The 25,957-nt window shown below is 58.4% G+C and carries 33 protein-coding genes; 20 read left to right on the forward strand and 13 right to left on the reverse strand.

The genetic code is table 11. From position 1 onward, the window contains the following. Window positions 1-12 precede the first annotated feature (12 nt). The 3 genes from ACR0AL_RS12225 to ACR0AL_RS12235 are packed head-to-tail and all read right to left on the reverse strand — an operon-like array spanning window position 13 to window position 3,070. Window positions 13-1,176: a lytic murein transglycosylase gene (locus ACR0AL_RS12225; protein WP_480663208.1), complete on the reverse strand. Its 1,164-nt coding sequence runs from the start codon at window positions 1,174-1,176 to the stop codon at window positions 13-15. An 11-nt stretch (window positions 1,177-1,187) separates the two neighbouring features. Continuing rightward, window positions 1,188-2,108 carry an adenosylcobinamide-phosphate synthase CbiB gene (gene cbiB / locus ACR0AL_RS12230; RefSeq protein ID WP_480663210.1) on the reverse strand — a complete coding sequence of 307 codons (921 nt, stop codon included), beginning with the start codon at window positions 2,106-2,108 and terminating at the stop codon, window positions 1,188-1,190. Continuing rightward, window positions 2,105-3,070: a threonine-phosphate decarboxylase gene (locus tag ACR0AL_RS12235; protein ID WP_480663212.1), complete on the reverse strand. Its 966-nt coding sequence runs from the start codon at window positions 3,068-3,070 to the stop codon at window positions 2,105-2,107. Before ACR0AL_RS12235 ends, cbiB begins: the two co-directional genes overlap by 4 nt. Before the next feature lie 184 nt (window positions 3,071-3,254). On the opposite strand from ACR0AL_RS12235, the gene ACR0AL_RS12240 reads away from it, so the two are divergent. Beyond that, on the forward strand, window positions 3,255-3,617 hold the full coding sequence (locus ACR0AL_RS12240) for a response regulator transcription factor (protein ID WP_170350350.1): 363 nt from the start codon (window positions 3,255-3,257) through the stop codon (window positions 3,615-3,617). Here the strand turns inward: ACR0AL_RS12240 and ACR0AL_RS12245 are convergent. After that, a complete protein-coding gene (locus ACR0AL_RS12245; protein ID WP_480647994.1) occupies window positions 3,599-4,588 on the reverse strand; it encodes a glutathione S-transferase family protein in 990 nt (329 codons plus the stop codon). The two genes, ACR0AL_RS12240 and ACR0AL_RS12245, sit on opposite strands and share 19 nt — an antisense overlap. Window positions 4,589-4,801: 213 nt before the next feature. On the opposite strand from ACR0AL_RS12245, the gene ACR0AL_RS12250 reads away from it, so the two are divergent. Continuing rightward, window positions 4,802-5,155: a hypothetical protein gene (locus ACR0AL_RS12250; RefSeq protein WP_170350352.1), complete on the forward strand. Its 354-nt coding sequence runs from the start codon at window positions 4,802-4,804 to the stop codon at window positions 5,153-5,155. Between the two features lie 148 nt (window positions 5,156-5,303). Here ACR0AL_RS12250 and ACR0AL_RS12255 read toward each other — a convergent pair whose 3' ends face one another. Then, on the reverse strand, window positions 5,304-6,476 hold the full coding sequence (locus ACR0AL_RS12255; protein ID WP_480663214.1) for a MalY/PatB family protein: 1,173 nt from the start codon (window positions 6,474-6,476) through the stop codon (window positions 5,304-5,306). A 94-nt stretch (window positions 6,477-6,570) separates the two neighbouring features. Between ACR0AL_RS12255 and def (ACR0AL_RS12260) the strand changes: the two genes are divergently transcribed. From def (ACR0AL_RS12260) to speB, 6 genes are all read left to right on the forward strand, one after another. Then, window positions 6,571-7,089, forward strand: coding sequence for a peptide deformylase (def, locus tag ACR0AL_RS12260; protein ID WP_480647996.1), 519 nt, complete (start codon window positions 6,571-6,573; stop codon window positions 7,087-7,089). Further along, the gene (def, locus tag ACR0AL_RS12265; RefSeq protein WP_170360011.1) at window positions 7,086-7,580 is read left to right on the forward strand and encodes a peptide deformylase; all 495 of its coding nucleotides are present in this window, start codon (window positions 7,086-7,088) and stop codon (window positions 7,578-7,580) included. The genes def (ACR0AL_RS12260) and def (ACR0AL_RS12265) overlap by 4 nt, the downstream gene beginning before the upstream one ends. Window positions 7,581-7,582: 2 nt before the next feature. Then, a complete protein-coding gene (gene fmt / locus ACR0AL_RS12270; protein WP_480663216.1) occupies window positions 7,583-8,497 on the forward strand; it encodes a methionyl-tRNA formyltransferase in 915 nt (304 codons plus the stop codon). A 5-nt stretch (window positions 8,498-8,502) separates the two neighbouring features. Next, a complete protein-coding gene (locus ACR0AL_RS12275; protein WP_170350357.1) occupies window positions 8,503-8,739 on the forward strand; it encodes a hypothetical protein in 237 nt (78 codons plus the stop codon). Between the two features lies 1 nt (window position 8,740). Next, complete coding sequence (locus ACR0AL_RS12280; protein WP_170398659.1) at window positions 8,741-8,977, forward strand: GlsB/YeaQ/YmgE family stress response membrane protein; 237 nt, start codon at window positions 8,741-8,743, stop codon at window positions 8,975-8,977. 63 nt (window positions 8,978-9,040) lie between these two features. Then, window positions 9,041-9,862, forward strand: a complete 822-nt coding sequence (speB, locus tag ACR0AL_RS12285) for an agmatinase (RefSeq protein WP_480663218.1) — start codon at window positions 9,041-9,043, stop codon at window positions 9,860-9,862. On the opposite strand, the gene ACR0AL_RS12290 is transcribed toward speB, so the two are convergent. The 6 genes from ACR0AL_RS12290 to ACR0AL_RS12315 form a co-directional block, all read right to left on the reverse strand. Then, entirely contained in the window at window positions 9,859-10,482 is a 624-nt protein-coding gene (locus ACR0AL_RS12290) for a trimeric intracellular cation channel family protein (protein WP_480663220.1), read from the reverse strand. The genes speB and ACR0AL_RS12290 overlap by 4 nt on opposite strands. After that, on the reverse strand, window positions 10,479-10,946 hold the full coding sequence (gene rnhA / locus ACR0AL_RS12295; protein WP_480663222.1) for a ribonuclease HI: 468 nt from the start codon (window positions 10,944-10,946) through the stop codon (window positions 10,479-10,481). Before rnhA ends, ACR0AL_RS12290 begins: the two co-directional genes overlap by 4 nt. Beyond that, window positions 10,939-11,523, reverse strand: a complete 585-nt coding sequence (locus ACR0AL_RS12300) for a class I SAM-dependent DNA methyltransferase (RefSeq protein ID WP_170350362.1) — start codon at window positions 11,521-11,523, stop codon at window positions 10,939-10,941. Before ACR0AL_RS12300 ends, rnhA begins: the two co-directional genes overlap by 8 nt. Further along, window positions 11,520-11,972: a DUF3429 domain-containing protein gene (locus ACR0AL_RS12305; RefSeq protein ID WP_170350363.1), complete on the reverse strand. Its 453-nt coding sequence runs from the start codon at window positions 11,970-11,972 to the stop codon at window positions 11,520-11,522. The genes ACR0AL_RS12300 and ACR0AL_RS12305 overlap by 4 nt, the downstream gene beginning before the upstream one ends. Continuing rightward, window positions 11,969-12,919: a 4-hydroxy-3-methylbut-2-enyl diphosphate reductase gene (gene ispH / locus ACR0AL_RS12310; protein ID WP_170350364.1), complete on the reverse strand. Its 951-nt coding sequence runs from the start codon at window positions 12,917-12,919 to the stop codon at window positions 11,969-11,971. The genes ACR0AL_RS12305 and ispH overlap by 4 nt, the downstream gene beginning before the upstream one ends. Before the next feature lie 192 nt (window positions 12,920-13,111). Beyond that, the gene (locus ACR0AL_RS12315; protein ID WP_058283597.1) at window positions 13,112-13,687 is read right to left on the reverse strand and encodes a LabA-like NYN domain-containing protein; all 576 of its coding nucleotides are present in this window, start codon (window positions 13,685-13,687) and stop codon (window positions 13,112-13,114) included. A gap of 128 nt (window positions 13,688-13,815) precedes the next feature. On the opposite strand from ACR0AL_RS12315, the gene folK reads away from it, so the two are divergent. The 9 genes from folK (at window position 13,816) to rnc (ending at window position 21,468) form a co-directional block, all read left to right on the forward strand. Continuing rightward, entirely contained in the window at window positions 13,816-14,397 is a 582-nt protein-coding gene (gene folK, locus ACR0AL_RS12320) for a 2-amino-4-hydroxy-6-hydroxymethyldihydropteridine diphosphokinase (RefSeq protein ID WP_170350431.1), read from the forward strand. 95 nt (window positions 14,398-14,492) lie between these two features. After that, window positions 14,493-14,846 carry a DNA-directed RNA polymerase subunit omega gene (rpoZ, locus tag ACR0AL_RS12325; RefSeq protein ID WP_170350365.1) on the forward strand — a complete coding sequence of 118 codons (354 nt, stop codon included), beginning with the start codon at window positions 14,493-14,495 and terminating at the stop codon, window positions 14,844-14,846. Window positions 14,847-14,872: 26 nt separating this feature from the next. Further along, complete coding sequence (locus ACR0AL_RS12330) at window positions 14,873-17,005, forward strand: RelA/SpoT family protein (protein ID WP_170360026.1); 2,133 nt, start codon at window positions 14,873-14,875, stop codon at window positions 17,003-17,005. Window positions 17,006-17,021: 16 nt separating this feature from the next. Continuing rightward, window positions 17,022-17,720, forward strand: a complete 699-nt coding sequence (locus ACR0AL_RS12335; RefSeq protein WP_170360028.1) for a DUF2062 domain-containing protein — start codon at window positions 17,022-17,024, stop codon at window positions 17,718-17,720. Then, a complete protein-coding gene (locus ACR0AL_RS12340; protein WP_480663224.1) occupies window positions 17,713-18,459 on the forward strand; it encodes a pyridoxine 5'-phosphate synthase in 747 nt (248 codons plus the stop codon). The genes ACR0AL_RS12335 and ACR0AL_RS12340 overlap by 8 nt, the downstream gene beginning before the upstream one ends. 39 nt (window positions 18,460-18,498) lie before the next feature. Beyond that, a complete protein-coding gene (locus ACR0AL_RS12345; RefSeq protein WP_170350369.1) occupies window positions 18,499-19,476 on the forward strand; it encodes an NADPH:quinone reductase in 978 nt (325 codons plus the stop codon). Between the two features lies 1 nt (window position 19,477). Next, window positions 19,478-19,897 (forward strand): holo-ACP synthase, encoded by a 420-nt coding sequence (gene acpS, locus ACR0AL_RS12350; protein ID WP_170350370.1) that lies wholly within the window; start codon window positions 19,478-19,480, stop codon window positions 19,895-19,897. Between the two features lie 57 nt (window positions 19,898-19,954). Next, window positions 19,955-20,791, forward strand: coding sequence for a signal peptidase I (gene lepB / locus ACR0AL_RS12355; protein ID WP_170350371.1), 837 nt, complete (start codon window positions 19,955-19,957; stop codon window positions 20,789-20,791). Further along, window positions 20,788-21,468 carry a ribonuclease III gene (rnc, locus tag ACR0AL_RS12360; protein ID WP_170350372.1) on the forward strand — a complete coding sequence of 227 codons (681 nt, stop codon included), beginning with the start codon at window positions 20,788-20,790 and terminating at the stop codon, window positions 21,466-21,468. The genes lepB and rnc overlap by 4 nt, the downstream gene beginning before the upstream one ends. A gap of 62 nt (window positions 21,469-21,530) precedes the next feature. Here rnc and ACR0AL_RS12365 read toward each other — a convergent pair whose 3' ends face one another. After that, the gene (locus ACR0AL_RS12365) at window positions 21,531-22,907 is read right to left on the reverse strand and encodes a multicopper oxidase family protein (protein ID WP_480663226.1); all 1,377 of its coding nucleotides are present in this window, start codon (window positions 22,905-22,907) and stop codon (window positions 21,531-21,533) included. Between the two features lie 157 nt (window positions 22,908-23,064). On the opposite strand from ACR0AL_RS12365, the gene era reads away from it, so the two are divergent. From era to ACR0AL_RS12380, 3 genes are all read left to right on the forward strand, one after another. Further along, on the forward strand, window positions 23,065-23,973 hold the full coding sequence (gene era, locus ACR0AL_RS12370; protein ID WP_170360038.1) for a GTPase Era: 909 nt from the start codon (window positions 23,065-23,067) through the stop codon (window positions 23,971-23,973). Beyond that, the gene (locus tag ACR0AL_RS12375; protein WP_170550886.1) at window positions 23,970-24,299 is read left to right on the forward strand and encodes a DUF1491 family protein; all 330 of its coding nucleotides are present in this window, start codon (window positions 23,970-23,972) and stop codon (window positions 24,297-24,299) included. The genes era and ACR0AL_RS12375 overlap by 4 nt, the downstream gene beginning before the upstream one ends. A 112-nt stretch (window positions 24,300-24,411) precedes the next feature. Beyond that, a complete protein-coding gene (locus ACR0AL_RS12380) occupies window positions 24,412-25,311 on the forward strand; it encodes a hypothetical protein (RefSeq protein ID WP_170350376.1) in 900 nt (299 codons plus the stop codon). A 190-nt stretch (window positions 25,312-25,501) separates the two neighbouring features. Here ACR0AL_RS12380 and ACR0AL_RS12385 read toward each other — a convergent pair whose 3' ends face one another. Then, complete coding sequence (locus ACR0AL_RS12385; RefSeq protein ID WP_480663229.1) at window positions 25,502-25,942, reverse strand: cupin domain-containing protein; 441 nt, start codon at window positions 25,940-25,942, stop codon at window positions 25,502-25,504. Window positions 25,943-25,957: the final 15 nt, after the last annotated feature.

A 25,957-nucleotide genomic window follows, 5' to 3' on the forward strand; every position in this document is an offset into this window, starting at 1 on the left:
TCCAACAACGTTTCACAAACGTCCAAGCAATTCGGCCGTCGGCCAGGCATCCGCCGGTAATCCGAGCCGCGCTTGTTCAGCCTGAACAGCAGCCCGTGTACCCGCGCCCAGAATTCCGTCGATTTTGCCTACATCATACCCGCGCGCCTGTAGCTTGCTTTGCAGCTGTTTCATTTGTGCGCCTGAAAGCCCCTGTGAAGCATTACCGGCATTATAGATTTGACCACCTTCCAGCCGTGTGCCGAAATAGGCGGCGGTTAGAACGTAGACAAAGCTCTGATTCCATTCGAAATAGACGTCGAAATTCGGATAGGCCAAAAAGGCCGGGCCGTTGTGGCCCTGCGGCAATATCAGCGATGCGGGCAAGTTAGCCAAAGATCCGTTGCGGGCCTGGACACCCATGGCCTGCCAGTCGGACACTGGGCGCGGTTTGCCCGGGCCGGACAGCGACCAGTCCATTTGCGCGGGCACCGTCACCTCTTGCAGCCACGGCTGCCCCGGCTGCCAGCCCAGGTGCGACAGCATCTTGGCGCCCGACATCAGCGCGTCCGGCGCGGACGTTTTCAACGAGACCGTGCCATCTCCGTCCCCGTCGACACCGTTTTCTAGAATGTCGCGAGGCAGCATTTGCACCATTCCAATCTCACCAGCCCAGGCACCGGTGGTGCGATTTGGGTCGAAATTGCCCTGTTGGTACAGCTCGATGGCCGCAAAGATCTGTGGTCGGAACAATTCGGGGCGGCGGCAATCATGGGCCAGTGTCACCAGCGCGTTGCGGGTGTTGAAGTCGCCCTGAAACGCGCCATAGTCGGTCTCGAACGCCCAAAAGGCCAAAAGAACCCCGCGTGAGACGCCGTATTCCTGATCAATCCGATCAAACACCGCATCATATTTGCGTGACATGGCCTGACCCCGGTCGATCCGGTTTTGCGAGATCAAATGGCGTGAGAAGTCGATGAACGGTTTCTGAAACACACCCTGCGCGCGGTCGGCTTTCAGGACGGCGCCGTCCTGCTGCACGCCGTTGAAAAACGCATTGACGGTGGATTTGTCGAACCCTTGCTGTATGGCCTCAGCCTTCAGCCCTTTGACGAAGGAATTGAATCCGCCACCGCATTGGGCAAGGGCGGGCGAGGCGAGCAGAACGGCGGCAACAAGGCCAGAGAGAATGCGCATGGGCAGGTCCGTCAGAGAATAAAGCTGACCCCAACCCACACCGATAGAAGGCCAAGCGCAAGCCCCCAAACGGTCCACAGCATGTTACATGCGCGGAAAACCTCTGACGCGCCGATTTCGCGCGGAGCATCGCCGTTCACCCAGGCTAGATCGCGGACTTTACCGTCATAACTGCGCGGGCCCGCAAGGGCCACGTTCAGGGCGCGCGCCATGGCGGCCTCGGGCCATCCTGCATTGGGAGAGATATGGCGGCGCGCATCCGCGACCATGTCAGGCCAGCGTGCCCATTGGCCGGACAGTGCCACGATCATCAGGCAGGTCAGGCGCGCGGGGATCAGGTTCAGCATGTCGTCCAGTCGGGCGGCGGCCCAGCCAAAGTCGCGGTACTTTTCGGTGCGGTAGCCGATCATACTGTCGGCGGTGTTGATAGCCTTGTAAATCAGCAACCCCGGCAACCCGGCGAGCAGGAACCAGAAAGCAGGTGCGATGACCCCGTCGCTGAGGTTCTCAGCCGCGCTTTCGATCGCAGAGCGGGCAACCTGCGCTTCAGTCATGTCGCGAGTGTCGCGGGACACGATCATCGCCACCTTGGCACGGCCCTCGGCCAAGGAGACGCGCAGCCCTTCGCCCACATCGCGCACATGCGACACCAGCGATTTCTGCGCCAGCAGGATGGCACAGAGTATGATCTCAGCGACTGGTCCTAGCAGTGCCAGTAACCGCCCAAGGATCAATGCGCCAACGACCAGCAATATCACTACTGCGACGCCTTTCATTCGCCGCTGCGCGCCGTGGTTCAGGTGCTTGTCCAACCACCCGATGATGTTGCCCATCACGACTGCCGGGTGGCGAACGCGCGACCAGAGCCATTTCGGCTCACCCAATGCCGCGTCCAGACACATGGCGCAGACCAGCATGAAAGTGATGCTCACAGTGCGGCCTCTAACCTGCTCCATCCATCTGCTGGGGGCAGGCCAACCCGCAAGTAGGTCTGGGAATAGGGGAAGACGCGGCTCCAGATATGGGCGCGGGCCAGACGGTCCTGCCATTGGGCTGCGTTTTCGACGGTGTAGAGGCGAAACAGCGTGGTGCCCCCGACCAGGGTGGCTCCTTTATTGATCAGTAATCGATCCAGCCGGTCAGACTCGGCGGTCAGGTGCTGACGGGTGGAACTGGCCCAGTCAACGTCCCGCAAAGCCTGCTCTCCGATCCGCAGGGCAGGGCCGGACACGGACCAAGGCCCCGTCAGGTCGTTCAGTCGGGCGATCAGGTCAGGATGACCGATGGCAAACCCCAGCCGCAGCCCGGCAAGCCCCCAGAACTTGCCAAAGCTTTTCAGCACGATCACACCGGGGCGCGCGGCCAGATGGATCAGTGAAACACCGGGGCTGATATCGCAAAAGCTCTCGTCGATCACGGTCAGCGGGGCGTCTGCATCCGCCTCGGACCAAATCCGGCCATCGGGGTTGTTGGGATGCACGATGACACGGGCGTCGGCTGGGCCGTTGGGTTGAACGGTCCAGCCTTGCGCGGCGAAGGCGGCGGCATGTTCGTTGTAAGTGGGCGTTGTGATCTGAACCCGACCACGGGCGGCCAGCGCCGGAATGCGGGAGATCACCGCCGATGCGCCGGGCGCGGGCAGGATTGCGGCCCCATTGGGCACTGCCCAGAACTGGCGGGCGGCCTCAGTCAGGCGCTCGAAGGCACCATGATCCGGCAACTCAGCCCAGTCTGAAGGGATCAGTCCAGACACCTGATAGGGGTGAGGATTTATCCCGGTGGACAGGTCCACCCAATCGGTGCGCGTGCCGCCATAAGATGCGATGGCCCCGTCCAGCCCTCCGCCATGGTCGCGTGCGGCGCGTGGGTTCAAATTCTCGGTAGGGCTTGCCATGGGGTTTCTCGCTGGAATCGCCTGTTTCGGCCCGTTTCAAGCGGATTTTTGCCGTTTACACAAGCGAATCCGCAAGTTCCGGGCCTTGCGGCAACGTCGTTAACGCTTTGTTAAGGAATAAGCGTGATCACAATTCACGGGGGGTCGGCACCATTCACTCTTTTTTGGGCCGAGGTTGTCGCAAATGAATGTTTTGATTGTTGAGAGTAACCCCGACCTTGGTCGGGTCTGGAAAAGGCATCTTGAACGGCACGGCACTGAAGTGACGCTGGTGGCCGGGCAGGAGGCAGCGATTCTGGCGCTGTATGGTCAGGAGTTCGATATCATCGTGCTGGATCTGGTGCTTGAAACCGGCAGCGCGCTGGCCGTGGCCGATTTTGCCAGCTATCGCCGCCCCGAGGCGCGGGTGATCTTTGTCACAAACACCACCTTTTTCTCGGACGGTTCGATCTTTGCCCACAGCCCGAATGCCTGCGCCTATGTGCAAAGCGCAACGCCGCCAGAGGATCTGGCGGCGATGGTCGAGCATTACGCGGCGGGTCGCTGACCGCGCCCGTGGGGGTGCAGATAATCCAAGGATGGGTTCACTGGGATGATCCGGCTCGGATTGATTGTTTCGTGGCTGTAGTGATAGTGGCGCACGATATGGTTCATATTTACCGTCTGTGCGACACCGGGCCATTGATATAGCTCGCGTGTGTAGGCCCACAGGTTCGGATAGTCGATCAGCCGCCGCTTGTTGCATTTGAAATGCAGATGATAGACCGGATCAAACCGGATCAGGGTGGTGAACAGCCGCCAATCTGCTTCAGTCACCTGATCGCCCATCAGGTACCGGTTTCGGGCAAGGCGATCTTCAAGCCAGTCCAGTGTGTCGAACAGGGGATGCACGGCGGCGTCATAGGCCTGTTGCGTGGTGGCAAAACCGGATTTGTAGACCCCATTGTTGATGTCGGAATAGATGCGGGCGTTGACCTCTTCGATCTCGTCCCGCATCGCCTCGGGCCAGTAGTTATCGGTGTTGCCGGTAATGCCGTCAAAGGCCGTATTGAACATACGGATGATTTCCGAACTTTCGTTCGAAACGATGGTCTGTTGTTGCTTGTCCCACAGGATCGGCACAGTGACACGTCCCGAATAAGCTGGATCAGCCTTGGTATAGATTTGATGGGCGTAATCGAATCCATAAAGGGTGTCGCCGGTTGCACCGTGGTCGTCAGTTTCAAAGGTCCATCCCTTGTCCAGCATGTCTGGATGCACCACCGAGACGGAAACCAGATCGCTCAGCCCTTTTAGTTCGCGAAAGATCAGTGTGCGGTGTGCCCAGGGGCAGGCGTGGCTGACATAGAGGTGATAGCGATCCGGTTCCGCCTTGAAACCGTCCTTGCCGGACGGCCCTGCGCTGCCATCTGCGGTCAGCCAATTGCGAAACTGCGCGGCGCTGCGTTTGAAGGCGCCGCCAGTAGATTCGGTGTCATACCATGTGTCATGCCATTTGCCGTCGACCAACAGGCCCATTGCGTATCCTCCGCTTGTGCGTTTCGACAAACATAGGGTGTTGAACACAGCCTTGACACGTGAAGGGTCGCGCACTGGCTCTGCGTCTGCGCACAGGGCATGCGATGATTTCCCAGCAACAGATCGTCAGCGCATGGCGCTATGTGACGGCCTTCACTGGATTTTTACAGTTGAGCCGTCACAATGGAATCCATTGCCGGGGGAATAGTTGTTATGAGTACCTATGTTTCAAAGGAAATAAGCGCAGAATTGGACGCGGCGCGAATCGCGGGGTTGAAGAAAACCAGCCGCCTTCGTGTCGAAGTTGACGACAATACGTTCAAAATACTCAGATTGTGGAAGGATGGCTTTACGGTTGAGGCCGCTACGACACCGCAATTGCGTGGATTGGTCGATATCTACGACGGTGCGCGCCATTTGTATCAATGCCTGATCATCGCCGATGATGAAGAGGCCGGTGAGATGCGGTATGATTTTAAGCGTAGTACGGCCGCGGCCGACAAGGCCCCGCTGGATTTCTACCGCGCACCCGACGCGCCGATTGCTTTGCTAGGGCACAAAGACTAGGGACGGATTTTTCGAACAGGATGTAATCGGTTTGGTTGCTTGCGGCACCAATGCGGCGCGGGCGTGCGCAGGTCTAATCTGTGCCAGCTAATCCACGCCGCAGCAGCCAGTACGACAAGCAGGATCAATAGCTCAATCTTGCGCGACGCTATTGAAGGTCGCCAAACGCGCGTTTCAGGCGCGCGCAGGCTTCCTCGACGCGGCTGCGCTGGGTGGCCAGATTGAACCGTTCGAAAGTCTCTCCGCCAGCGCCGAATCCGGGGCCGGAGGAGGTGGCAATCCGGGCGTCCTCGCGCAGACGTCGAACAAACTCGTCGTGATCCATCCCGGTGCCCGAGAAATCGACCCAGGCCAGATAGGTGGCCTGCAGGGGCATTGACCACAGACCCGGTATTTCGGCGATGGCGGCGTCAAATAGTTTGCGGTTGCCGTCCAGATGCGCCACCTGCGTATCCGCCCAGGCCGCGCCTTCCGGTGAATAGGCCGCAGTGATCATGGCCACGCCTAAGGCGCTGGGCGCATAGTCCAACGTTTTCAGCCGATGCCGCATAGTGGCGCGCAGCTTGTCATCGGGGATGATCATGTTGCCGGTCCGCTGCCCTGCGATGTTGAACGTCTTTGACGCCGCAGTCAGCGTCACGGTCCAGGGGCGTGCCTCGGGCGCGGCCTTGTCCATCGGCACGAAGGTATGACCGGAATAGACCAGATCCTGGTGAATTTCATCCGACACAAGGATCAACCCGTTGCGCTCGGCAAAGGCGGCGACGGCCCGCAGCTCCTCGGGGCTCCAGACCCGACCCGACGGGTTTTGCGGTGAGCACCACATCAACAGTTTTTCAGACCCGTCCAGCCGTGACTGTGCATCCTCAAGATCAATGCCATAGCTGTCGCCTTGCCGCGCCAGCGGGCATTCCACCACGCGCCGCCCAGCGGTGGTAATCTTATGAGCAAACTCGTGATAGACCGGGGTAAAGATGACAACACCATCCTCCGGCTGGGTCCAGACATCCAGGCACAGGGCAATTGCATTGCCCAACCCTTGCGAGGTCAGCACCCAATCGGTGTCAATCGCCCAATCGTGACGGTTCTGCATCCACCACTGTACAGCGGCCAGATATTGCGGGTGTTCCCAGGTATAGCCAAAGGCCCCGTGATCGGCGGCATCCCGGACAGCCTCGATTACGCAAGGCGCGGTGGCATAATCTGAATCGGCGGTCCACATGGCCAGCCCATCTTGTGGCGAGACACCGTACAGCTTTTCCATCTTGTCCCATTTTGAGCTGTTGGTGCCCCGGCGGTCGATCAGGTCGTTGAAAGTCATGTCTGCTCCATCTGTCCGCAGGAAAGCTAGCTACAATTCCCGCAGGTGCAAGGGGGGCGTTGCGGCGGGGGGCGGGATGGCCTAAATCAACCCCATGAAGCGTAATATTTTGATCCATCCCGACCCCCGTCTGAAAAAGGTCTGCGCCCCGGTGACCGACCTGTCGGACGAACTACGCAAACTGGCCGACGACATGCTTGAGACGATGTATGATGCGCCCGGCATCGGGCTGGCCGCACCGCAGATCGGCGTGCTGGACAGGCTGATCGTGATGGACTGCATCAAGGAAGAAGGCGAGACGCCACGCCCTCTGATCATGTTCAACCCTGAGGTCATCGCTTCGTCAGACGAGACTAACGTCTATGAAGAAGGGTGCCTGTCGATCCCTGAGCAGTTCGCCGAGGTGACGCGCCCGAAAGTGGTGGAGGTGACGTGGATGGATCGCGACGGGAACTTGCAGAAAGAGACGTTCGATGGGCTCTGGGCAACCTGTGTGCAGCACGAGATCGATCATCTGAACGGTAAGCTGTTCATTGATTATCTCAAGCCGCTGAAACGTCAGATGATCACTCGTAAGATGCAGAAACTCAAACGCGAACAGGCCCGCGCGTGACCGTCCACACCTGCCTGCCCTGGCCGGACAAACGTCTGCGGACCAAGGCCGAGGATGTGTCTGAAGTAACCGACGAAATTCGTGCTATCTGGGATGACATGATCGACACGATGGAGGCCATGCCTGGCGTTGGCCTCGCCGCCCCGCAGATCGGTGTGATGCTGCGCTTGGCGGTCGTTGACGGATCGACCGAGCGGGGCCGTGCAGTACGTCTGGCAAATCCCGAAATTCTGCACAGCTCTATCGAATTGCGAGAACACGAAGAGGCCAGTCCGAATCTGCCCGGTGTCTCGGCCAAGGTGAAACGCCCGCGTGCGGTGACGGTCCGGTTTCTGAACGAACAGGGTATGATCGACCGCCGCGACTTTGTCGGGATCGAGGCCACCAGCGTGCAGCATCAAATCGATCATCTGAACGGTCGGATGTATTTTGATCGTCTCAGCAAGGTCAAACGAGACATGCTGCTGCGCAAAGCCAAGAAACAGGGGTAGAAATGCGCGTCATTTTCATGGGCACGCCCGATTTTTCGGTCCCTGTTCTGGATGCGCTGGTTGAGGCCGGGCATGAGATCGCCGCAGTCTATTGCCAACCTCCGCGCCCGGCCGGGCGGGGCAAGAAAGACCGCCCGACGCCCGTACATGCCCGGGCCGAGGCGCTGGGCCTGACTATCCGCCATCCGGTTTCACTAAAATCGCCGGAGGAACAGGATGCCTTTGCCGCACTGAACTCTGATGTGGCCGTAGTGGTGGCCTACGGGCTGTTGTTGCCTCAACCCATTTTGGACGCCCCGGCGCAAGGCTGCCTGAACATTCACGCCAGCCTACTGCCACGCTGGCGCGGGGCGGCTCCGATCCATCGGGCGATCATGTCAGGCGATGCGGAAACCGGCATCTGTATCATGCAGATGGAGGCCGGTTTGGACACCGGCCCCGTCCTGTTGCGGCAGGCCACTGATATCGGGCCGCAGGAAACCACGGCGCAACTGCATGATCGTCTAGCACCGATGGGGGCTGATCTGATCGTAAAGGCTCTGGCCCGTCTGCCCGAACTGACGCCCGAGCCTCAGTCCGAGGATGGCGTGACTTATGCTTCGAAGATCGACAAGGCTGAGGCGCGGGTCGACTGGACCCGCCCGGCGGTCGAGGTGGATCGCCAGATACGCGGCCTGTCACCCTTTCCCGGTGCGTGGACTCTGATCGGAGGGGATCGGGTCAAGCTGCTGGCCTCGAAATTGGCCGAGGGACAGGGCGCGCCCGGAGAGGTTCTGAACGACGCGCTGCGCGTGGCCTGCGGTGATGGGGCGATTGACCTGTTGCGCTTGCAGCGGGCAGGGAAAGGGGCACAGGATACGGAAACCTTTTTGCGGGGCTGGTCGGTCGTGGCCGGAACCCGCCTGAACGCGGAGTAAGACAGATGTTCATGGTCTTGATGGGCACCGTCGTGATTGCCGGTATTGTGGGCTATCTGGCCGAGAAGACCGGGTTTACCCATAACGGATACCTGCCCTCGATCATCATTTGCGTGGGCGGGGCGTTTCTGTTCTATTTTGTCCGCATCATGTTCGGTATCAGTTTTGGCTCGCCCGGTCTGAACGCAGTTCTGTCGTCCATTGGTGCGCTGATTATCGTGCCAACGCATTGGAGGAAGTAACGTGCCCGTCATTGCCCTGATCGTCATCGGTGCCGCTGCCGGATTTCTGGCCACCCGGTTGATGCGGATTGAGGCAAACATACCAACGACCATGCTGATCGGAATCATGGGTGCGCTGGTGGGTGGTTTCCTATTGCGCTTTTTTATTACAGTGGCAGGTTGGCTGTCGGGCTTTGTGGGCGCGGTACTGGGCGCATTGTTGGTGATCTGGATCTGGCAGACCTATCTACGCCGCTAACCTCTTGACGTTTGGACAGGATGCCAGCCAGATCGCCGGAATATCCAACCTGAAAGGTGCCTCATGCCACATAACCTGAATTCCGGTGACGTCGCTCTGATGGGAGTGCCGCTGGATTTGCACTCGTCTTTTTTGCAAGGACCGGCCTTTGCACCGGGTCGTATCCGCGAAGCGCTGCATTCCGGGGCCGCCAACCTGACAGCCGAGGATGGAACCGATCTGGGCGCGACGGACCGCTTCAAGGATACCGGCGACCTGGAGGTGTTCGAGATGATCGGGCAGGAACCCATCGACCGGATCGAAAAGGGCGCTGCCGCCCGCATCGCAACCGGTGCGCGGCTGTTGTCACTGGGCGGGGACCACTCGGTCGCTTATCCGCTGATCAAGGCGCATTCTGAGCGGCATGAGGGGCTGAACATCCTGCATATCGACTCGCATCCTGACTTGTATGACAGCCAGCAGATCGGCCCTTTGGGCCACGGTTGCCCGTTCGCGCGGGTGATGGAAACCTGTCAGATCAATCGTCTTGTGCAGGTGGGCATCCGCACCATGAACAAACACCAGCAGGAACAGGCCGACAAGTTCGGGGTCGAGGTTGTCGACATGCGCAACTGGCGCCCTGATCTGGAAATATGCTTTGACGGGCCGGTCTATTTGTCGCTGGATCTGGACGCGCTGGACCCGGCTTTTGCGCCCGGTGTGTCGCATCATGAACCCGGCGGGTTGAGTACGCGTGAGGTGATCAATCTGATCCACCGGTTCGAAGGTCAGCTTGTCGGTGCGGATATCGTCGAGTTGAACCCCCATCGCGATCCCCACGGAATGACCGCAATGGTGGCGGCGAAATTCGTCAAGGAAATTGGCGCGCGGTTGTTGTCGCGCTAATGGCGGGGCGGGCGGCTTTTGTAAGCGGGCAGTTTCCAGCCGAACAGCAATGACCCCGCCCGCAAGGCCCAGCAGATCAGCGCGCAGGTCGCCAGCGTCACAAGCTCGTCGACCCCAAGACGGTGTGCGATCACGGCGGTCACAGCACCCGCGAAAGCGCACGAGACGTAAAGCTCGCCCTGTTTCAAAACCAGCGGTACCTCGTTGCAAACCACATCGCGCATCAGCCCGCCCAAGCATCCGGTGCAGACACCCATCAGAACCACAATGGTGCCGGACTGCCCCAACGACAGCGCCGCACCTGTTCCAGCCGCGACCGCAATAGACAGGGCAAAACTGTCCAGCCAGATCAGCCAGTTATAACGGCTTTCAACGAGGTGTGCGGTGAAAAACACCAGCACCGCTGCGGCTACGGCGATCAGGATATAGTCGGGTTGCCCAATCCAGAATACCGGATGCCGGTTCAAAAGAACGTCGCGCACAGTGCCACCGCCTACTGCCGTCAGGCAGGCGATGAAGGCAAAGCCCACCAAATCCAGCTGCGCTCGGCTGGCCACCAAGGCACCGGTCAGGGCAAAGACAAGAACCGAGGCATAGTCCAGCAGGGCCAGACCGTTCACGATTTGGCCTTTTGGGGCTTGAATGGTGCCATGCCGGCGCGGGCTAGCTCATCGGCTTTTTCATTTTCGGGATGGCCCGCGTGACCCTTGACCCATTCCCAGGTCACATCATGCCGGGTCTGGGCCTCATCCAACCGCTGCCACAGATCGACATTCTTGACCGGTTTTTTGTTCGAGGTCTTCCAGCCGTTCCGCTTCCATCCGAAAATCCACCCCGTCACACCATTCTTTACATAGGCACTGTCGGTTATGACGGTGATTGTCGAGGCGCGATCCAGCGCCTCTAGCGCATTGATCGCGGCTAGCAGTTCCATGCGGTTGTTGGTGGTCTCGGCCTCTCCGCCCTTCAACTCGCGCTCTTTCAGGACTTTGTCGCCATCCATTGCGCGCAGCAACACGCCCCAGCCGCCGGGTCCGGGATTGCCGGAACAGGCTCCGTCGGTATAGGCAAACAGTTCAGGCATGGGCCAGCACCAGAATGAACCCGTCATAAGACCCGGCCAGACCCGTTCCCATACCGGTGGTGATCCGGTCGATGGTGAACCCGGTTTGTTCCAGCGCAGCCTCGATCTCGGTCTGTGAGAAATAGGTGTAGTAGCGATCCAGATCGTCGCGGTGTTCGCCCGTGCCCAGCTTCAGGCCGAGGAAAAAGATGCCCTCGGGCTTCATTGCCCGGTGAATGGCCGCCAGGTGGCGCGAGAAATCTGTTCGGGGGGCGTGCAGCAGGGAAAAGCTGGCATAGATGCCGTCATAGGCGTCCACCTCGGTCACATCGTCAAACGTGCCCAGATGCGCGTCGACACCATTTTCCCGCGCGTGTTCGACGAAGGCAGGGGTTGCGTCCAGTGCGCGGACGGTCATGCCCTCGCGCATGAAAAAGGCGCTGTCTGAACCCGGGCCCGAGCCCAGATCCAGAATGTGGCCACTGCCAACGGCCTCGGTAAAGGCCAGGCGGGCCTCGATCTGTTCCGGGGGCAGGGGGATTTGCAGGTACTCCGCCACCCGTGTCGTATAGGCGTTGATCGTTTTATCGTCGGTCACAGGTATACTCCTACGGCGAGGCAGACCAACACGACGGCGGTCAACATGACTCGCAACCGCAGCCACCAGGTTGGGGTCAGCCGCCAATAGGCAAAGATGGCATCCAGTACCAACAACCCGGCAAAACCGTACATCAGATTGGTGCCGGTGCTGACAGGACCGCCCCCGGTTTTAAAGAACGCCCATAGCGCGGGTAGAACCGACAGGGCATAACATGTCGCCGCCTTGCCGCCCGAGGTTTTGGTGGCGAATCCCCACAAAACGCCGGACATAAAGCTCAGGATCACCGAGCCATAGAACAGCTGTACATAGGGCCCGACGAAACGCGAGCCAAACATCTGCGTACCCCAACTATGCAGATCATCGTTCAGATAAGTCAGCGCGCCCCAGATAAACGGGATCAGCCCCGCCAGTCCAAGAAAAAGCGGGGCCGTTGGTATGCCCCTCATGCAGGTTCTCTCAGCACGCGGGGCACTTTGAACTCGACGTTTTCCGTAGCGGTTTCGACCAGCTCGACGGTCACGTCATAGTGGGCGCGGAAGGCGTCGATCACTTCGTTGACCAGCACTTCGGGAGCCGACGCCCCGGCGGTGATCGCAACCGACGAGATACCTTCGAGCGCGCGCCAGTCGATCTCGGTCGCGCGTTGCACCAGCTGCGCGTAATTGCAGCCCGCGCGCGAGGCGACCTCAACCAGGCGGCGCGAATTCGAGGAATTCGGCGCGCCGACAACCAGCAAGGCATCCGACTTCGGGGCTACGGCCTTGACGGCCTCTTGCCGATTGGTGGTGGCGTAGCAGATGTCTTCCTTGTGCGGTCCAACGATGGCCGGGAACCGTTGTTCTAGCGCGGCGATGATGTCCTTGGTGTCATCCACCGACAGGGTGGTCTGGGTGACAAAAGCCAGTTTGCCCGGATCGCGCACCTGTACGGTGGCCACATCCTCGACGGTTTCTACCAGCAGAACCTCACCCTCGGGCAGCTGACCCATGGTGCCGACGGTTTCGGGATGGCCTTTGTGACCGATCATGATCATTTGCAACCCGGACTCGGCGTGGCGCTGGGCCTCGACATGGACCTTGGATACCAGCGGGCAGGTTGCGTCGACATAGATCATCTCGCGCTGTGCCGCGGTCGCGGGGACGGATTTTGGCACACCGTGGGCTGAGAAGATTACCGGACGGTCGTCGGGGCATTCGTCCAGTTCTTCGACGAACACGGCACCCTGCGCGCGCAATCCGTCGACGACGAATTTGTTATGCACGATCTCGTGGCGCACATAGACCGGCGCGCCCCATTTCTGCAGCGCCATCTCGACGATCTTGATGGCGCGGTCGACACCGGCGCAGAATCCGCGCGGGGCAGCAAGGTAAAGAGTCAGGGGTGGCTTAGTCATGTCACGGTCTCCTTAGGCCACAGGTAAGTCTTTTCCCGGCCTTGGTCCAGACAGGAGCTTGTCATTTCCCTGACATGAATCGGTGCTAGCCAATAGATGTTTCAGCACCTGTTCATTTTTAAAAAAGGCGCGGTCAGGATTGAGACACTGACCGCGCCGATTACTTTTCCCGGTTTGATAGGTGGCCGGTGCTTATTGCCCGCCTGCAGCCGCAACGCTGCGTGGCTCCATCGGCATTTCGCGCGGAGGCCGCCCGATCACATCGCGCAAGTCTTCCAGTTCGATGAAATTGTCGGCCTGGCGTCGCAGCTCGTCCGAAATCATCGGCGGCTGGCTGCGGATGGTCGAAACAACCGAAACACGCACGCCCTGGCGCTGAAGGCTGGCAATCAGCGGGCGGAAATCCCCATCGCCCGAAAACAGCACGATATGATCAACGCGCGGTGCAAGTTCCATGGCATCAACGGTCAATTCGATGTCCATGTTCCCTTTGACTTTCCGACGCCCCATGCTGTCGGTGTATTCTTTTGCCGGTTTGGTCACCATCGTGAAGCCGTTGTAATGCAGCCAGTCAACCAAGGGACGGATCGGCGAATACTCGTCATTTTCCAATAGCGCTGTGTAGTAGAAAGCACGAAGCATCTTGCCGCGGCGCATGAACTCCTGGCGCAGCAATTTATAGTCGATGTCAAACCCCAGTGCTTTTGCGGCCGCATAAAGATTCGAGCCGTCGATGAACAGCGCTAGCCGTTCGTCTTTATAAAACATAAATAGATCCTTCCGGTACTAACCAGAACGCCGGATGATTAGGTGAGTGAGCTAGAAAATAGGCGGCGCGCTGATATGCCTATAATTAGGGCTTTTATCATGTATCGCAACCATGCAATTCACCGAATATAGCGAGTAGTAGGAGCAAATCTTTGTCAGAATCAGTGATTGCACTGGGTGCGAATCTCAATTTGAGATCATCTGGGCCCAAGGTGACACTTCAAAGGGCTATTGACGCGATTTTGCGTCAGGGGGTGGTGATTCGCGCCGTCAGCCGCTTTTTCGAGACCCCTTGTTTCCCTGCCGGAGCTGGGCCGGATTACGTCAATGCGGCTGCATTGATCGAGACTGAAAAGACCCCGGCCGAGGTTCTGCAATTACTGCATGAGATCGAACACGAATTTGGCCGCGAGCGGGTGCAACGGTGGGGCATGCGGACATTGGATCTGGATCTGGTCTTTTATGACGATCTTATACTGCCGGATCCTGCTGAATACGACCATTGGCTTAACCTGCCGCCCGAGGCGCAGAAACAGCAGGCGCCCAAGCAATTGATCTTGCCGCATCCGCGCCTGCAGGACCGGGCATTCGTGTTGGTTCCGATGGCGGATGTAGCCCCTGATTGGCGGCACCCGGTGCTTGGTCGGACCGTCACCGAGATGGTCGCAAGTCTGCCTACCGAGGATGTCGAGGCTGTAACCCCTCTGTGAATGGTGCAATTGACGCCATTTCGTGCTTGTCAAGGCGGGGATTCGCCCTTAGATAAACGTCTTCCTGACATGGATTCAGTAACGGAGAGCGCCCCATGGCCCGCGTGACGGTTGAAGATTGCGTAGACAAGGTTCCAAACCGGTTTGAACTGGTGATGCTTGCCGCCCATCGTGCGCGCGAGATTTCCGCCGGTGCATCGATCACCGTCGACCGTGACAACGACAAGAACCCTGTTGTGTCGCTGCGCGAGATCGCGGACGAAACCCAAGGTGCCGACGAGCTGCGCGAGCGTCTGATCGAAGCCAACCAGACCCAAATCGAGGTGGATGAGCCAGAAGAAGATCAGATGGCTCTGCTGATGGGTGCGGAATCGGACAAACCGGTCGAGGATGACATGTCGGAAGAGAAGCTGCTGCGCGCTCTGATGGAGGCTCAAGGCCAGGGGTAACCCCCAAACACGAAGGTGCGGACCGGATGATTTCTGCTGAAGACCTGATTGCGCTGGTCCGCAACTATAATCCCAAAACCAATGCCGACCGCATCGCCCGGGCTTATGAGTTCGGGATGCAGATGCATGACGGTCAGTTCCGCCATTCCGGCGAACCCTATTTCACCCATCCCGTTGCCGTTGCCGCCATCCTGACCGAACAGCGTCTGGACGATGCGACAATTATCACAGCGCTGCTGCACGACACGATCGAGGATACCAAGGCCAGCTATGGCAAAGTGTCCGAGCTGTTCGGGGATGAGGTCGCCAAGCTGGTCGATGGCGTCACCAAGCTGACCAATCTGCAGCTGTCCAGCCGTGAGACCAAACAGGCCGAGAATTTCCGCAAACTGTTCATGGCTATGTCCAAGGACCTGCGGGTTATTCTGGTCAAGCTTGCCGACCGTTTGCACAACATGCGCACCATCAAAGCGATGCGTCCGGAAAAGCAGGTGGTCAAGGCGCGCGAGACGATGGATATCTACGCGCCACTTGCGGGACGGATGGGTATGCAGTGGATGCGCGAGGAACTGGAAGACCTCGCCTTCCGAGTGCTGAACCCTGAAGGCCGCCAATCTATCATCCGCCGCTTTATTACTCTGCAACGGGAAACTGGCGATGTGATCCACCGCATCACCGGCGATATGCGGCACGAGCTTGAAAAGGCCGGGATCGAGGCAGAAGTGTTTGGCCGTGCCAAAAAACCTTATTCGATCTGGCGCAAGATGCAGGAAAAGGATCAGGGGTTTTCACGCCTGTCCGACATCTATGGCTTCCGCATCATCACCCAGACCGAAGAAGACTGTTACCGTACCCTTGGCGCTATCCACCAGCGCTGGCGCGCGGTGCCGGGAAGGTTCAAGGATTACATCAGCCAGCCGAAATCGAACGGATATCGCTCGATTCACACGACGGTGTCAGGGCGTGATGGCAAACGGGTCGAGGTTCAGATTCGCACCCGTCAAATGCATGACGTGGCCGAAACCGGTGTTGCGGCGCACTGGTCGTATCGCGATGGTGTGCGGTCGGAAAACCCGTTTGCAGTCGATCCCGCCAAGTGGATTGCCAATCTGACCGAACAGTTCGACAGCGAGGATGATCACGAAGATTTCCTCGAAGCCGTCAAGCTTGAGATGTATTCGGACCAGGTGTTCTGCTTCACGCCCAAGGGTGATGTGGTGAAACTGCCGCGCGGCGCGACGCCGATTGATTTTGCTTATGCCATCCACACAAGGATCGGCCATGCGTGCGTCGGGGCTAAGGTGGACGGTATCCGTGTGCCGCTGTGGACCCGGATCAAGAACGGGCAATCGGTGGACGTGATTACTGCGGATGGGCAAACCCCACAGGTCACATGGCTTGAAATCGCAGTTACCGGCAAGGCCCGCACGGCCATCCGTCGCGCCCTGCGCGAGGTGGATCGTGAACGGTTCATCAAACTGGGCAAAGAACTCGCACGTTCAGGGTTTGATCATGTCGGGCGCAAGGCCACCGACAAGGCGCTGGACACCGCAGCCAAGCACCTGCGTCTGAAAGACCGGCACGAGCTGCTGGCCCGCCTCGGCAGTGCTGAGCTTACGGCACATGATGTGGTCAGCGCCGTTTACCCGGAGCTGACCCAAGACGATGGCGACGCCATTTCCCCTCGTCGTGCTGTGATTGGTCTGGAGCCTGGGCAGAAATTCGACCGCGCGCCCTGTTGCCAGCCGTTGCCGGGCGAACGCATCGTCGGCATCACTTTTCGCGGCAAGGGCGTGGTGGTTCATGCCATCGATTGCGACCGCTTGTCCGACTATGAAAGCGAACCGGATCGATGGGTCGACTTGCACTGGCATTCGGGCACACACCCGGCAGTTTATGGGGTGACGCTGGACCTGACCATCGGCAATGACGCTGGGGTGTTGGGGCGTATCTGTACGTTGATAGGTGAGAAAAAGGCCAATATCTCGAACCTGGAATTCGTTGACCGCAAACCGGATTTTTACCGTCTTTTGATCTCTGTCGAACTGCGTGACCTTGAACAGTTGCATTCGCTGATGTTGATGCTTGAGGCTGAAAGCGACGTTGCCGCGGTCGAGCGGCATCGGAATCGGGAAAAAACCGCAGTTGCGGCAGGCTGAGAAGGGGTGATCAGGAGTGGTTTTCAAGCGCCGAGACCGACGCTCGCCCATTCAGATCGCTTCGGAATTCATCTATCCGCGCGGCGGCTGGACCCGTGCCTTTCATTACGTCAAACACCGCATCCGGCGGCTGCCCGATTCACCTGAGCGTATCGCGCGTGGTGTCGGAGTGGGCGTGTTCACGGCGTTCACGCCGTTTTATGGGTTCCACTTCTTTATCGCGGCCCTGCTTAGCCGGATTTTCAATGGCAATTTGCTGGCATCGCTCAGCGGTACCTTCTTTGGCAACCCTCTGACTTATGTGCCCATCGGGGTCGTCTGCCTGCAAACGGGCCATTTCCTTTTGGGTGACGACTTTGAAGAGGAAGAAACCCACGGCCTGATGGATAGCTTCTTCAAGGCGTTGAGTGACCTGAAGAACAACTTCATGGCGATGTTCACGGGCCGCGATGCCGATTGGCGCGGGCTAAGTGTGTTTTATGATGAGGTGTTCTTTCCTTATCTGATCGGCGGCATCTTTCCTGGGCTGATTGCCGGGTATATCTGCTATTATCTCAGCCTGCCGGTGGTACGCACCTATCAGCAGCGCCGCCGCGCCCGGATCAAGGCGAAATTCGATGAAATCAAGCGTTTGGCCGAAACCAAGGCTGCCGTTCCGGTGGCAAACCCTCTAGGCTCGGGCCGGAATTCGGGAAAGGAATCAAGCGATGTCTGACAAACACCTGCGTCTGGGCGTGAATATCGACCACGTGGCCACCGTGCGTAACGCACGTGGCGGGGTTTATCCTGACCCTTTGCGCGCGGCCAAGCTGGCTGAGGAGGCCGGTGCCGACGGCATCACTGCTCACCTACGCGAAGATCGCCGCCATATCTCGGACGCTGATATCGATGGGCTGATGGAGGTTCTGTCGGTGCCGTTGAATTTTGAAATGGCCGCCACACCCGAAATGCAGCAGATCGCCCTGCGCCACAAACCGCACGCGGTTTGCATCGTTCCCGAAAAACGCGAAGAGCGGACCACCGAAGGTGGGCTTGAGGTCGCGCGCGAGGAAAACAAGCTGGCCCATTATATCGCCCCTTTGCGCAAGGCGGGGTGTCGGGTGTCGATCTTTATTGCAGCCGATCAGCGCCAGATCGAAGCGGCCCACCGCATCGGCGCCGAAGTGATCGAACTGCACACCGGCGCCTATTGCGATGCCCACGCCGAGGGCCGCATGGACGAGGCTACGCGTGAAATGGAATCACTGCGCGAGATGTCCGCCTATGCCCACTCGCTGGGGCTGGAGGTTCACGCGGGACACGGCCTGACCTACGACACGGTGCAACCCATCGCCGCGTTCCCCGAGGTACGCGAGTTGAATATCGGTCACTTTCTGATCGGTGAATCAATCTTTCGCGGCCTCACCCCTGCGATTGCCGAAATGCGCCGGTTGATGGATGAAGCGCGGGGGTGATCGTGTTGTGTAACCAAGGTCGGAAGGTGGGGTAATGTAATGAAAGCAATTGCATATCGTAACTTTGGTCCAGCAGAGGACGTGCTTGAACTGATTGATATGCCCGATCCGGTGGCTGGGCTGGGTGAAGTTGTGGTTCAGATCAAAGCCACCGGAATCAATCCGTCGGATGTTAAGTTGCGTGGTGGTGCGCGGCCCGGGGCGGTCATGCAGCACCCGCTTGTCATTCCACATTCGGATGGTGCCGGAGTAATTGTGTCCGTTGGCTCAGGTGTCGATCCGTCCCGGGTTGGTGAAAGGGTCTGGATCTGGAATGGCCAGTGGCAACGCGCGTTCGGAACCGCTGCTGAGTATATCGCTTTACCGTCAGAGCAGGCCGTTACTCTTCCTGACATTACCAGTTTCGCCGAAGGTGCGTGTTTTGGGATTCCGGCAATGACCGCATGGTATGCCTTGTATGCTGACGGGCCGATCGCTGACAAAACTATCCTGGTGACCGGCGGGGCGGGTACTGTGGGGCGTTACGCCTGCCAAATGGCCGCTCTTGGCGGGGCTCGGGTTATCACCACGATCAGTACGCAGAAAAAAGCAGTGCACTCTGGTGCAAAGGAATTTGTGAATTACCGCACCCAAAACGTGGCTGAGACTGTATTGGATATGACAGACGGCGCGGGCGTTGATCGTATTGTCGAAGTGGACTTTGCGGCAAATCAGGATGCGTCTCTGGCACTAATCCGGCCGGGTGGTACCATCGCAAGTTATTCTTCCGTGTCGCAAATGCGACCAGAGCTCGATTTCTACGGTTTCATGTTCAAGAACATCCGCTTGCATATGTTGATTGTTTATCAACTGGATGCTGTTGCTCGGCGCAGGGGCGAAGCTCAACTGAGTGAATGGTTGAAGCAGGGGGCATTGAACCATGCAGTAGTGCCAGGCGGGCATTTAGCCAACGCAGCGGCAGCCCACCAAATGGTTGAAGCCGGTGACAAACTGGGCACCGTGGTTCTGGAGGTCTGATGTGATCCTTGGCATCGGCACAGACCTCGCAAATATCGAACGCATTCAGGGTACGCTCGACCGGTTTGGCGACCGGTTCCGCAATCGTGTTTTCACCGATACTGAACAGACCAAGGCCGAGCGCCGCGCCGATACGGCCGGGACCTATGCCAAACGCTGGGCCGCGAAAGAGGCATGTTCCAAGGCGCTGGGCACCGGCCTGCGCATGGGTATCGCGTGGAAGGATATGGCGGTCACTAACCTGCGTACAGGCCAACCTGTCATGCATGTCACCGGTTGGGCCGCCGAACGTCTGAAAGAGATGACGCCCGAGGGCCATGAAGCCATCATCCATGTCACTCTGACAGACGACCACCCTTGGGCACAGGCCTTCGTGGTGATCGAGGCCCGACCACTTCAAGATAACGCCACGCAGCCTTGACTTGCCCCCGTCGGCCCCGCATGTAGCACCCCAACAACCAAAGGACCGGAGAGCAGTATGGCCGAGGACGTCAAAACCGGAAATCCCGTGTGGGAGACGATCAAAACCATCGTCTATGCCCTATTGATCGCGGGTGTTTTCCGTACCCTGTTCTTTCAGCCGTTCTGGATTCCCTCCGGCTCGATGAAACAGACGTTGCTGATCGGGGACTTCCTGTTCGTCAATAAAATGGCCTATGGCTATTCTTATGCCTCGTGCCCAAGCCTGATTATTCCCAGCGTCGGCTTGAACGTCGATGCGGAAGATATTTGCGGTTGGATGAAAGGTGACAACACGCGCATTTGGGGTGGTGAGCCCGAGCGCGGCGACGTCATCGTTTTCCGTCATCCCGTCACCGGGCGCGACTATATCAAGCGGCTGATCGGCCTGCCGGGGGATCGCGTTCAGGTCCGTGAGGGGCAGATCATCTTGAACGGTACACCAGTGCCGCAACAACCCGACGGCGTCTTTACCGAAACCGCCGAACCTCAAGGCCCGCAAGGCCTGCGCCCGCGCTGCGAGAACGGGCCTGTCGGCATTGGCGGTGTCTGCGAAAAGAGCCGTCTGATCGAAACCTTGCCCAACGGGGTCTCTTACGACGTGCTGAACATCACCGATCAGGGTTCGGACAATACCGGCATTTATACTGTGCCCGAAGGCCACTATTTCTTCATGGGTGACAACCGCGACAATTCCAGCGACAGCCGCTTGCCACAGTCCGCCGGAGGCGTGGGGTATGTTCCTTATGAAAACCTGATTGGTCGTGCTGATCGGATCATGTTCTCGTCCGCGGGTCGGTCGATGCTGTTCTTCTGGACCTGGCGTGGTGACCGCTTCTTCAAGGCGATCAATTGAAGCTTTCCGCCGAGATAAAAGCGTTTGAGCAGCGATTGGGGTATGAGTTCGCAGACCCCGAACTGCTGGTGCGCGCGTTGACTCATGGATCGGTCTCTTCGGCGACCCGGCCTGATAACCAGCGGCTGGAGTTCCTGGGCGACCGCGTTCTGGGCTTGGTCATGGCGACGGCTCTGCTTGAGGCCGACAAGAAGGCATCCGAAGGCCAACTTGCCCCCCGCTTCAATGCGCTGGTCCGCAAGGAGGCGTGCGCTGACGTGGCCCGTCAGATCGATCTGGGCGCGGTGTTGAAACTGGGCCGGTCTGAAATGATGTCTGGCGGCCGTCGTAAACAGGCCCTGCTGGGCGACGCGATGGAGGCGGTCATTGCCGCGATCTATCGCGATGCCGGGTTCGAAGCGGCGCGGGATGTAATTCTGGCGCTTTGGGGCGATCGTATCCACACGGTCGAAGCTGATGCGCGGGACGCCAAAACCTCGTTGCAGGAATGGGCGCAGGCGCGGGGCCAAAAGCCGCCGTCTTATGTCGAGATCAAGCGCAGCGGCCCGGATCACGCCCCCGTCTTCACGATTGCCGCTCGACTGCAAGACGGCACCGAGGCTCAGGCAACCGCAGGTTCAAAACGTCAGGCAGAACAGGCCGCAGCCAAATCGCTGTTGGAAAACCTACCTAAGTAGATTGCGGTCTTGGGCAGGGGGCAAGCCCCCTTTCGCCCGTATTGGTGTGGTCAAACTGAACCTCAATCCACCCGAATATATCCGGTTAGCCCGGTTTTTTGATGTTCGATCACGTGGCAATGAAACGCCCAGTCGCCCGGGTTGTCGGCGACCAACGCGATCTCGACCACCTCATCTTTCAACAGCAACATCGTGTCGGTCAGCAATGGTGGTAACGGGCGAAGGTTCGATTTTATCGGTACAAAAGCCAACCCATGCAGGTGGATCGGATGCAGGTTCGGTGACTCGTTACGCAATCGCAAAACATAACTTTTACCTCGTTGCAGCGTGGCCAACGGACCAACCCCTTTCGCCGCATCCCCCGGCCAAGGCCTTCGGTTGATCGACCAGAAGTTATACCCCAGAGAGCCACAAAACCCATTGGTCGGTTCGCCTCCTTCGGGTGTCCAGCCAAAGACAAATTCGTGCAATTCGGCATTCTCCAGATCCGGTTTTGTTGTGGGGTTCACGGGTAGGGGGCGTAGCTCGCGCAGATCGCGCGAGACGGGCGCACCCACTGCACGCAAGCGGGTCATGGAACGATGCGGCTGTCCAGGAAACTTGGCCATTAGATCGACAGTCTGACCCTCGCCTAGTGGCATTTTCAAAGCAAAATCCACACGCTGTCCGGGTCCAATCAGCAAGGGGTCATCGGCAATGGGCAATGGAAGGTCAACTTCGACCGGGTGACCGTCCCATGCGATAATTCGGGCCTCGGCACCGTTCAGATGCACCTTGTAGATGCGGGTTGTGTCCGTGTTTACCACGCGCAAACGTACAAGGCTGCCTGCGGCGTGATCATAAACCGGCCCATCCAGCCAGTTCGCCGTTTGCACATTACCAAAGGTTCCCGCCCTTGCGGCCCCGCGCGCAGTGTAGGCAGGAAGGAACGACCCGTCATCATTCAGGCGGAAATCACGCAGGTTGATCACCTGCTCGCTGTCAAAACCGGGATCTTCGGCCTCGGCGATCACCAACACTCCAGTCAGACCATGGGCCATCTGTTCCATCGTCATGCAATGAGGGTGATACCAAAAGGTGCCCGCATCCGGAGGCGTGAATTCATAGTCAAACACCTCACCCGGTCCAATCGGCATTTGGGTCAGATAAGGCACCCCGTCCATGTCATTCGGAATACGCAGCCCGTGCCAATGCATCGCCGTATAATCAGGCAGGGTGTTGCGCACTGGCAGGCGCATCACCTCACCCTGTTTGCCATGTAAAATCGGAGGCGGCGCGTCAGGCGACAGGCTGACCATACCGGTGGTGACCTGATCGCGCAGGGCAAAGCTGGCGGGTTGGACGACCAGCTCTTGCGCACCTGCCGCTAAACCAAAGCCACCTAGACCCAATACCCCTGTGGCAGCGCCACTACCCAAAAGAAACTCGCGACGGTTCATATCAGCCTCATGAAAAGAAGGATTACCTGGCTGTTATTGGCGTGGCTTGATCCGGTGATGCCATTCCGACCGCATGGCCGCAATGCGACAAATGCCTCTGGCCCGCGGGGGCTTTCTGCTATAGGGGTGCGCACTTGCAAACAGGATCGCATCACACATGACCACACGCGCCGGATTTATCGCCCTGATCGGAGAGCCCAACGCAGGCAAATCCACCCTTCTGAACCGCATGGTCGGGGCCAAGGTTTCGATCGTGACGCATAAGGTGCAAACCACCCGCGCCCGCATTCGTGGTGTGGCGATGGAAGGGGATGCGCAACTGGTATTCGTTGACACGCCCGGCCTGTTCAAACCCCGCCGTCGTCTGGATCGCGCCATGGTCGCGGCCGCCTGGGGCGGGGCTGCGGATGCTGATGTGGTAGTGCTGATGGTTGAGGCGCATCGCGGCATCACCGAAGGGGTCGAACGCATCCTCGAAGGTCTGGAAGAGATCGGGCAGGGCCGTACCATCGCGCTGGCCATCAACAAGATTGACAAGGTTCCGTCCGAGAAACTGCTGGCGCTGACCAGCGATCTGAACGCGCGCTATCCTTTTGCCGAAACTTTCATGATCTCGGCCGAGCGCGGCTATGGTGTGGAAGACCTGCGCAAGTGGCTTGCGGCGGAATTGCCCGAAGGACCTTGGCTGTATCCCGAAGACCAGATCGCCGATCTGCCGATGCGCATGATCGCCGCCGAGATGACGCGCGAGAAACTGACCCTGCGCCTGCATCAGGAACTGCCCTACCAGTTGACCGTCGAGACCGAGAACTGGGAGGAACGCAAGGACGGGTCCGCCAAGATCGATCAGGTCATCTATGTCATGCGCGACGGTCATAAAGGTATCGTTCTGGGCAAACGCGGCGAGACCATCAAGGCCGTCAGCCAGGCGGCGCGGGCCGAGCTGGAAGAGTTCCTCGACCGCAAGGTTCATCTGTTCCTGCAGGTCAAGGTGCGCCCGAACTGGCTGGAAGAATCCGAGCGCTATTCGGAAATGGGGCTGGATTTCAAAGACGGCAACGCATGACGCGTCTGACGGCTGATTTCTGGGTCCACGCCTATCTGGCAAGGCTGCGGTTTCAGGACATCCCGGCCTACGTAGTGGCCCACGGGGACGATACGGCTGGCGCGGTGCTGGTCAAGCTGAACACACTGGACGGGCGGGCCGTTGCCTTCCAACGCAGCTTTGATCTGATGAGCGGCGAGCGCAAATGGGTTGAACTCTCCAGCGGTGCGGAAATGGATGTGGATGAAGCCATTCAACGCCAGCGCAGCTTTGACCCAGACCTTTGGGTGATTGAGGTAGAAGACCGGCAGGGGCGGCATCTTCTTGGAGAAGAAGGGCTGGATTAACTGCAGCTTGGTCTGGCGGACAAAGTCTAACAATCTATTTCTATTTTGGGTTACACCCTGCACACTGAAATACTATCTGGAATTGTGCCCCCTTCCTAAGAGTTTGGAATTTATGAAAACCTTCTTGTTAGCCTGCCGTCTTCCCTTTTTGCTCTTGGTTTGCACAGCGACTTCCGCAGCGGCGCAGCCCAGATTGGGTTGGATCTATCAACTTGACGGGCTTGCTGCTTTTCAGGGCGATGCGAGTTTGAGTGGAGGTGGAGAGTTCTCGGCAAGCCGTGCTTTTGTGCGAACCACCGCGCTTTATAACATGGACGGAGGGAACTCCGTTGGGGTGTCGGCTAGCTTCGGTAGGTTCGATTACAACTTTAGCGAAGCAAATAACCAGCCTTGGGAAGATATCCGAGACATTCGCGTTTCCTTGCCAGTGCGGTTTCGAGTTGGAAATACAGCCACCGCCTTTATATCGCCACAGATCAGATGGGACTATCAAAGCGGCGCTACTGCCTCGGACGGACGTACCTATGGAGCTTTTGCGGGTATTGCATGGAAGCTAAGTGAGCGTCTTACCATCGGCCCTGCATTTGGCGTGTTTTCGCAGTTGGAGGATGACGATATCGATTTCTTCCCAGCCTTGTTGGTGGATTGGGATATAAACGACCGCTGGAACTTGAACACAGGCTCAGGGATTGGTGCTACGCAAGGTCCAGGACTCACGCTCAGCTACGCGCTAAATAACGAAATGAACCTGTCGCTTTCGGCTCGCTCCGAGAGAATACGGTTTCGATTGGATGGAGATGGCTTGGCTCCGGATGGGGTGGGTGAAGACAAAAGCATCCCTGTTGTGCTGGCATTAGGTTACAGTCCCAATCCTGGCGTTTCGTTGAATGTCTTTGCAGGGGCTGAGTTGGATGGCCGTTTGACGTTGGACGATGCAAATGGTTCGGAACTCAGTCGCCAGAATTACGAAACGGCACCATTGGTCGGCTTTGCATTCAGAGTAAGGTTCTAATTGCCCTTCTGGTTCAGTTTTTCCCTCTAGACTACCCGACCTGCGACTATCCTCCGAAAACCTGGAGCCATGGGGGACCGGGATTGGCCTAGTGCGATCACGGCATACTTCTGAATCTAATTGTCGCGTCAAAATCGGAGGTATTGATACCGCACAGACAATTGTCGATTGACGCGCAAAGAAACCACTCTTATCCAGCCAGTTCCACCCCGGTTTTGCGCAATACCTCGGCAATTTTTGCACCGTCCTGAACGGGGCCCGGTGCTTCGCGGTCCAGGTCTGTAAACATCTCGATAGCGCGTGAACCTCTTCCGCTTATCTCAAGTAGATGCGCCCCGCCGGGGCCGAACTTAAAGCTGTGTACAGCACCGGCCGGGAAATGGACTAGCGTGCCAGCGGGCGCGCTTTTGGTTTCTCCGTCCATCACAAATTCGACCTCGCCCTTCACCACAAAAAAGGTCTCATCCCATGGGTGCGTGTGGGGCGGTGGGCCATTGCCTTCGTGACCGTAATTGAGCGTGACTGCATAATCCCCGATCTGTTCAAGACGTGCTAGCACAGTGATTTTGTCGCCAAGAACGTTCAGGGGTTCAGGGTAGTCGGAAGGTGAGGTGAAAAAAGGTGTTTTCATGGTGTACTCCTGTCT

This window comes from Ruegeria sp. BB1, assembly GCF_056539465.1.

Coding starts and splice junctions, on each gene's coding strand:
- ACR0AL_RS12340 (WP_480663224.1), top strand. CDS start 17,713: ATGTCTGACAAACACCTGCGTCTGGGCGTGAATATCGACCACGTGGCC.
- speB (WP_480663218.1), top strand. CDS start 9,041: ATGCCACATAACCTGAATTCCGGTGACGTCGCTCTGATGGGAGTGCCG.
- ACR0AL_RS12330 (WP_170360026.1), top strand. CDS start 14,873: ATGATTTCTGCTGAAGACCTGATTGCGCTGGTCCGCAACTATAATCCC.
- ispH (WP_170350364.1), bottom strand. CDS start 12,919: ATGACTAAGCCACCCCTGACTCTTTACCTTGCTGCCCCGCGCGGATTC.
- ACR0AL_RS12365 (WP_480663226.1), bottom strand. CDS start 22,907: ATGAACCGTCGCGAGTTTCTTTTGGGTAGTGGCGCTGCCACAGGGGTA.
- lepB (WP_170350371.1), top strand. CDS start 19,955: ATGGCCGAGGACGTCAAAACCGGAAATCCCGTGTGGGAGACGATCAAA.
- rnhA (WP_480663222.1), bottom strand. CDS start 10,946: ATGCCTGAACTGTTTGCCTATACCGACGGAGCCTGTTCCGGCAATCCC.
- ACR0AL_RS12240 (WP_170350350.1), top strand. CDS start 3,255: ATGAATGTTTTGATTGTTGAGAGTAACCCCGACCTTGGTCGGGTCTGG.
- ACR0AL_RS12225 (WP_480663208.1), bottom strand. CDS start 1,176: ATGCGCATTCTCTCTGGCCTTGTTGCCGCCGTTCTGCTCGCCTCGCCC.
- ACR0AL_RS12375 (WP_170550886.1), top strand. CDS start 23,970: ATGACGCGTCTGACGGCTGATTTCTGGGTCCACGCCTATCTGGCAAGG.
- era (WP_170360038.1), top strand. CDS start 23,065: ATGACCACACGCGCCGGATTTATCGCCCTGATCGGAGAGCCCAACGCA.
- ACR0AL_RS12255 (WP_480663214.1), bottom strand. CDS start 6,476: ATGACTTTCAACGACCTGATCGACCGCCGGGGCACCAACAGCTCAAAA.
- ACR0AL_RS12380 (WP_170350376.1), top strand. CDS start 24,412: ATGAAAACCTTCTTGTTAGCCTGCCGTCTTCCCTTTTTGCTCTTGGTT.
- ACR0AL_RS12305 (WP_170350363.1), bottom strand. CDS start 11,972: ATGAGGGGCATACCAACGGCCCCGCTTTTTCTTGGACTGGCGGGGCTG.
- ACR0AL_RS12275 (WP_170350357.1), top strand. CDS start 8,503: ATGTTCATGGTCTTGATGGGCACCGTCGTGATTGCCGGTATTGTGGGC.
- def (WP_480647996.1), top strand. CDS start 6,571: ATGAAGCGTAATATTTTGATCCATCCCGACCCCCGTCTGAAAAAGGTC.
- fmt (WP_480663216.1), top strand. CDS start 7,583: ATGCGCGTCATTTTCATGGGCACGCCCGATTTTTCGGTCCCTGTTCTG.
- ACR0AL_RS12250 (WP_170350352.1), top strand. CDS start 4,802: ATGAGTACCTATGTTTCAAAGGAAATAAGCGCAGAATTGGACGCGGCG.
- ACR0AL_RS12315 (WP_058283597.1), bottom strand. CDS start 13,687: ATGTTTTATAAAGACGAACGGCTAGCGCTGTTCATCGACGGCTCGAAT.
- ACR0AL_RS12345 (WP_170350369.1), top strand. CDS start 18,499: ATGAAAGCAATTGCATATCGTAACTTTGGTCCAGCAGAGGACGTGCTT.
- ACR0AL_RS12385 (WP_480663229.1), bottom strand. CDS start 25,942: ATGAAAACACCTTTTTTCACCTCACCTTCCGACTACCCTGAACCCCTG.
- rpoZ (WP_170350365.1), top strand. CDS start 14,493: ATGGCCCGCGTGACGGTTGAAGATTGCGTAGACAAGGTTCCAAACCGG.
- ACR0AL_RS12235 (WP_480663212.1), bottom strand. CDS start 3,070: ATGGCAAGCCCTACCGAGAATTTGAACCCACGCGCCGCACGCGACCAT.
- ACR0AL_RS12245 (WP_480647994.1), bottom strand. CDS start 4,588: ATGGGCCTGTTGGTCGACGGCAAATGGCATGACACATGGTATGACACC.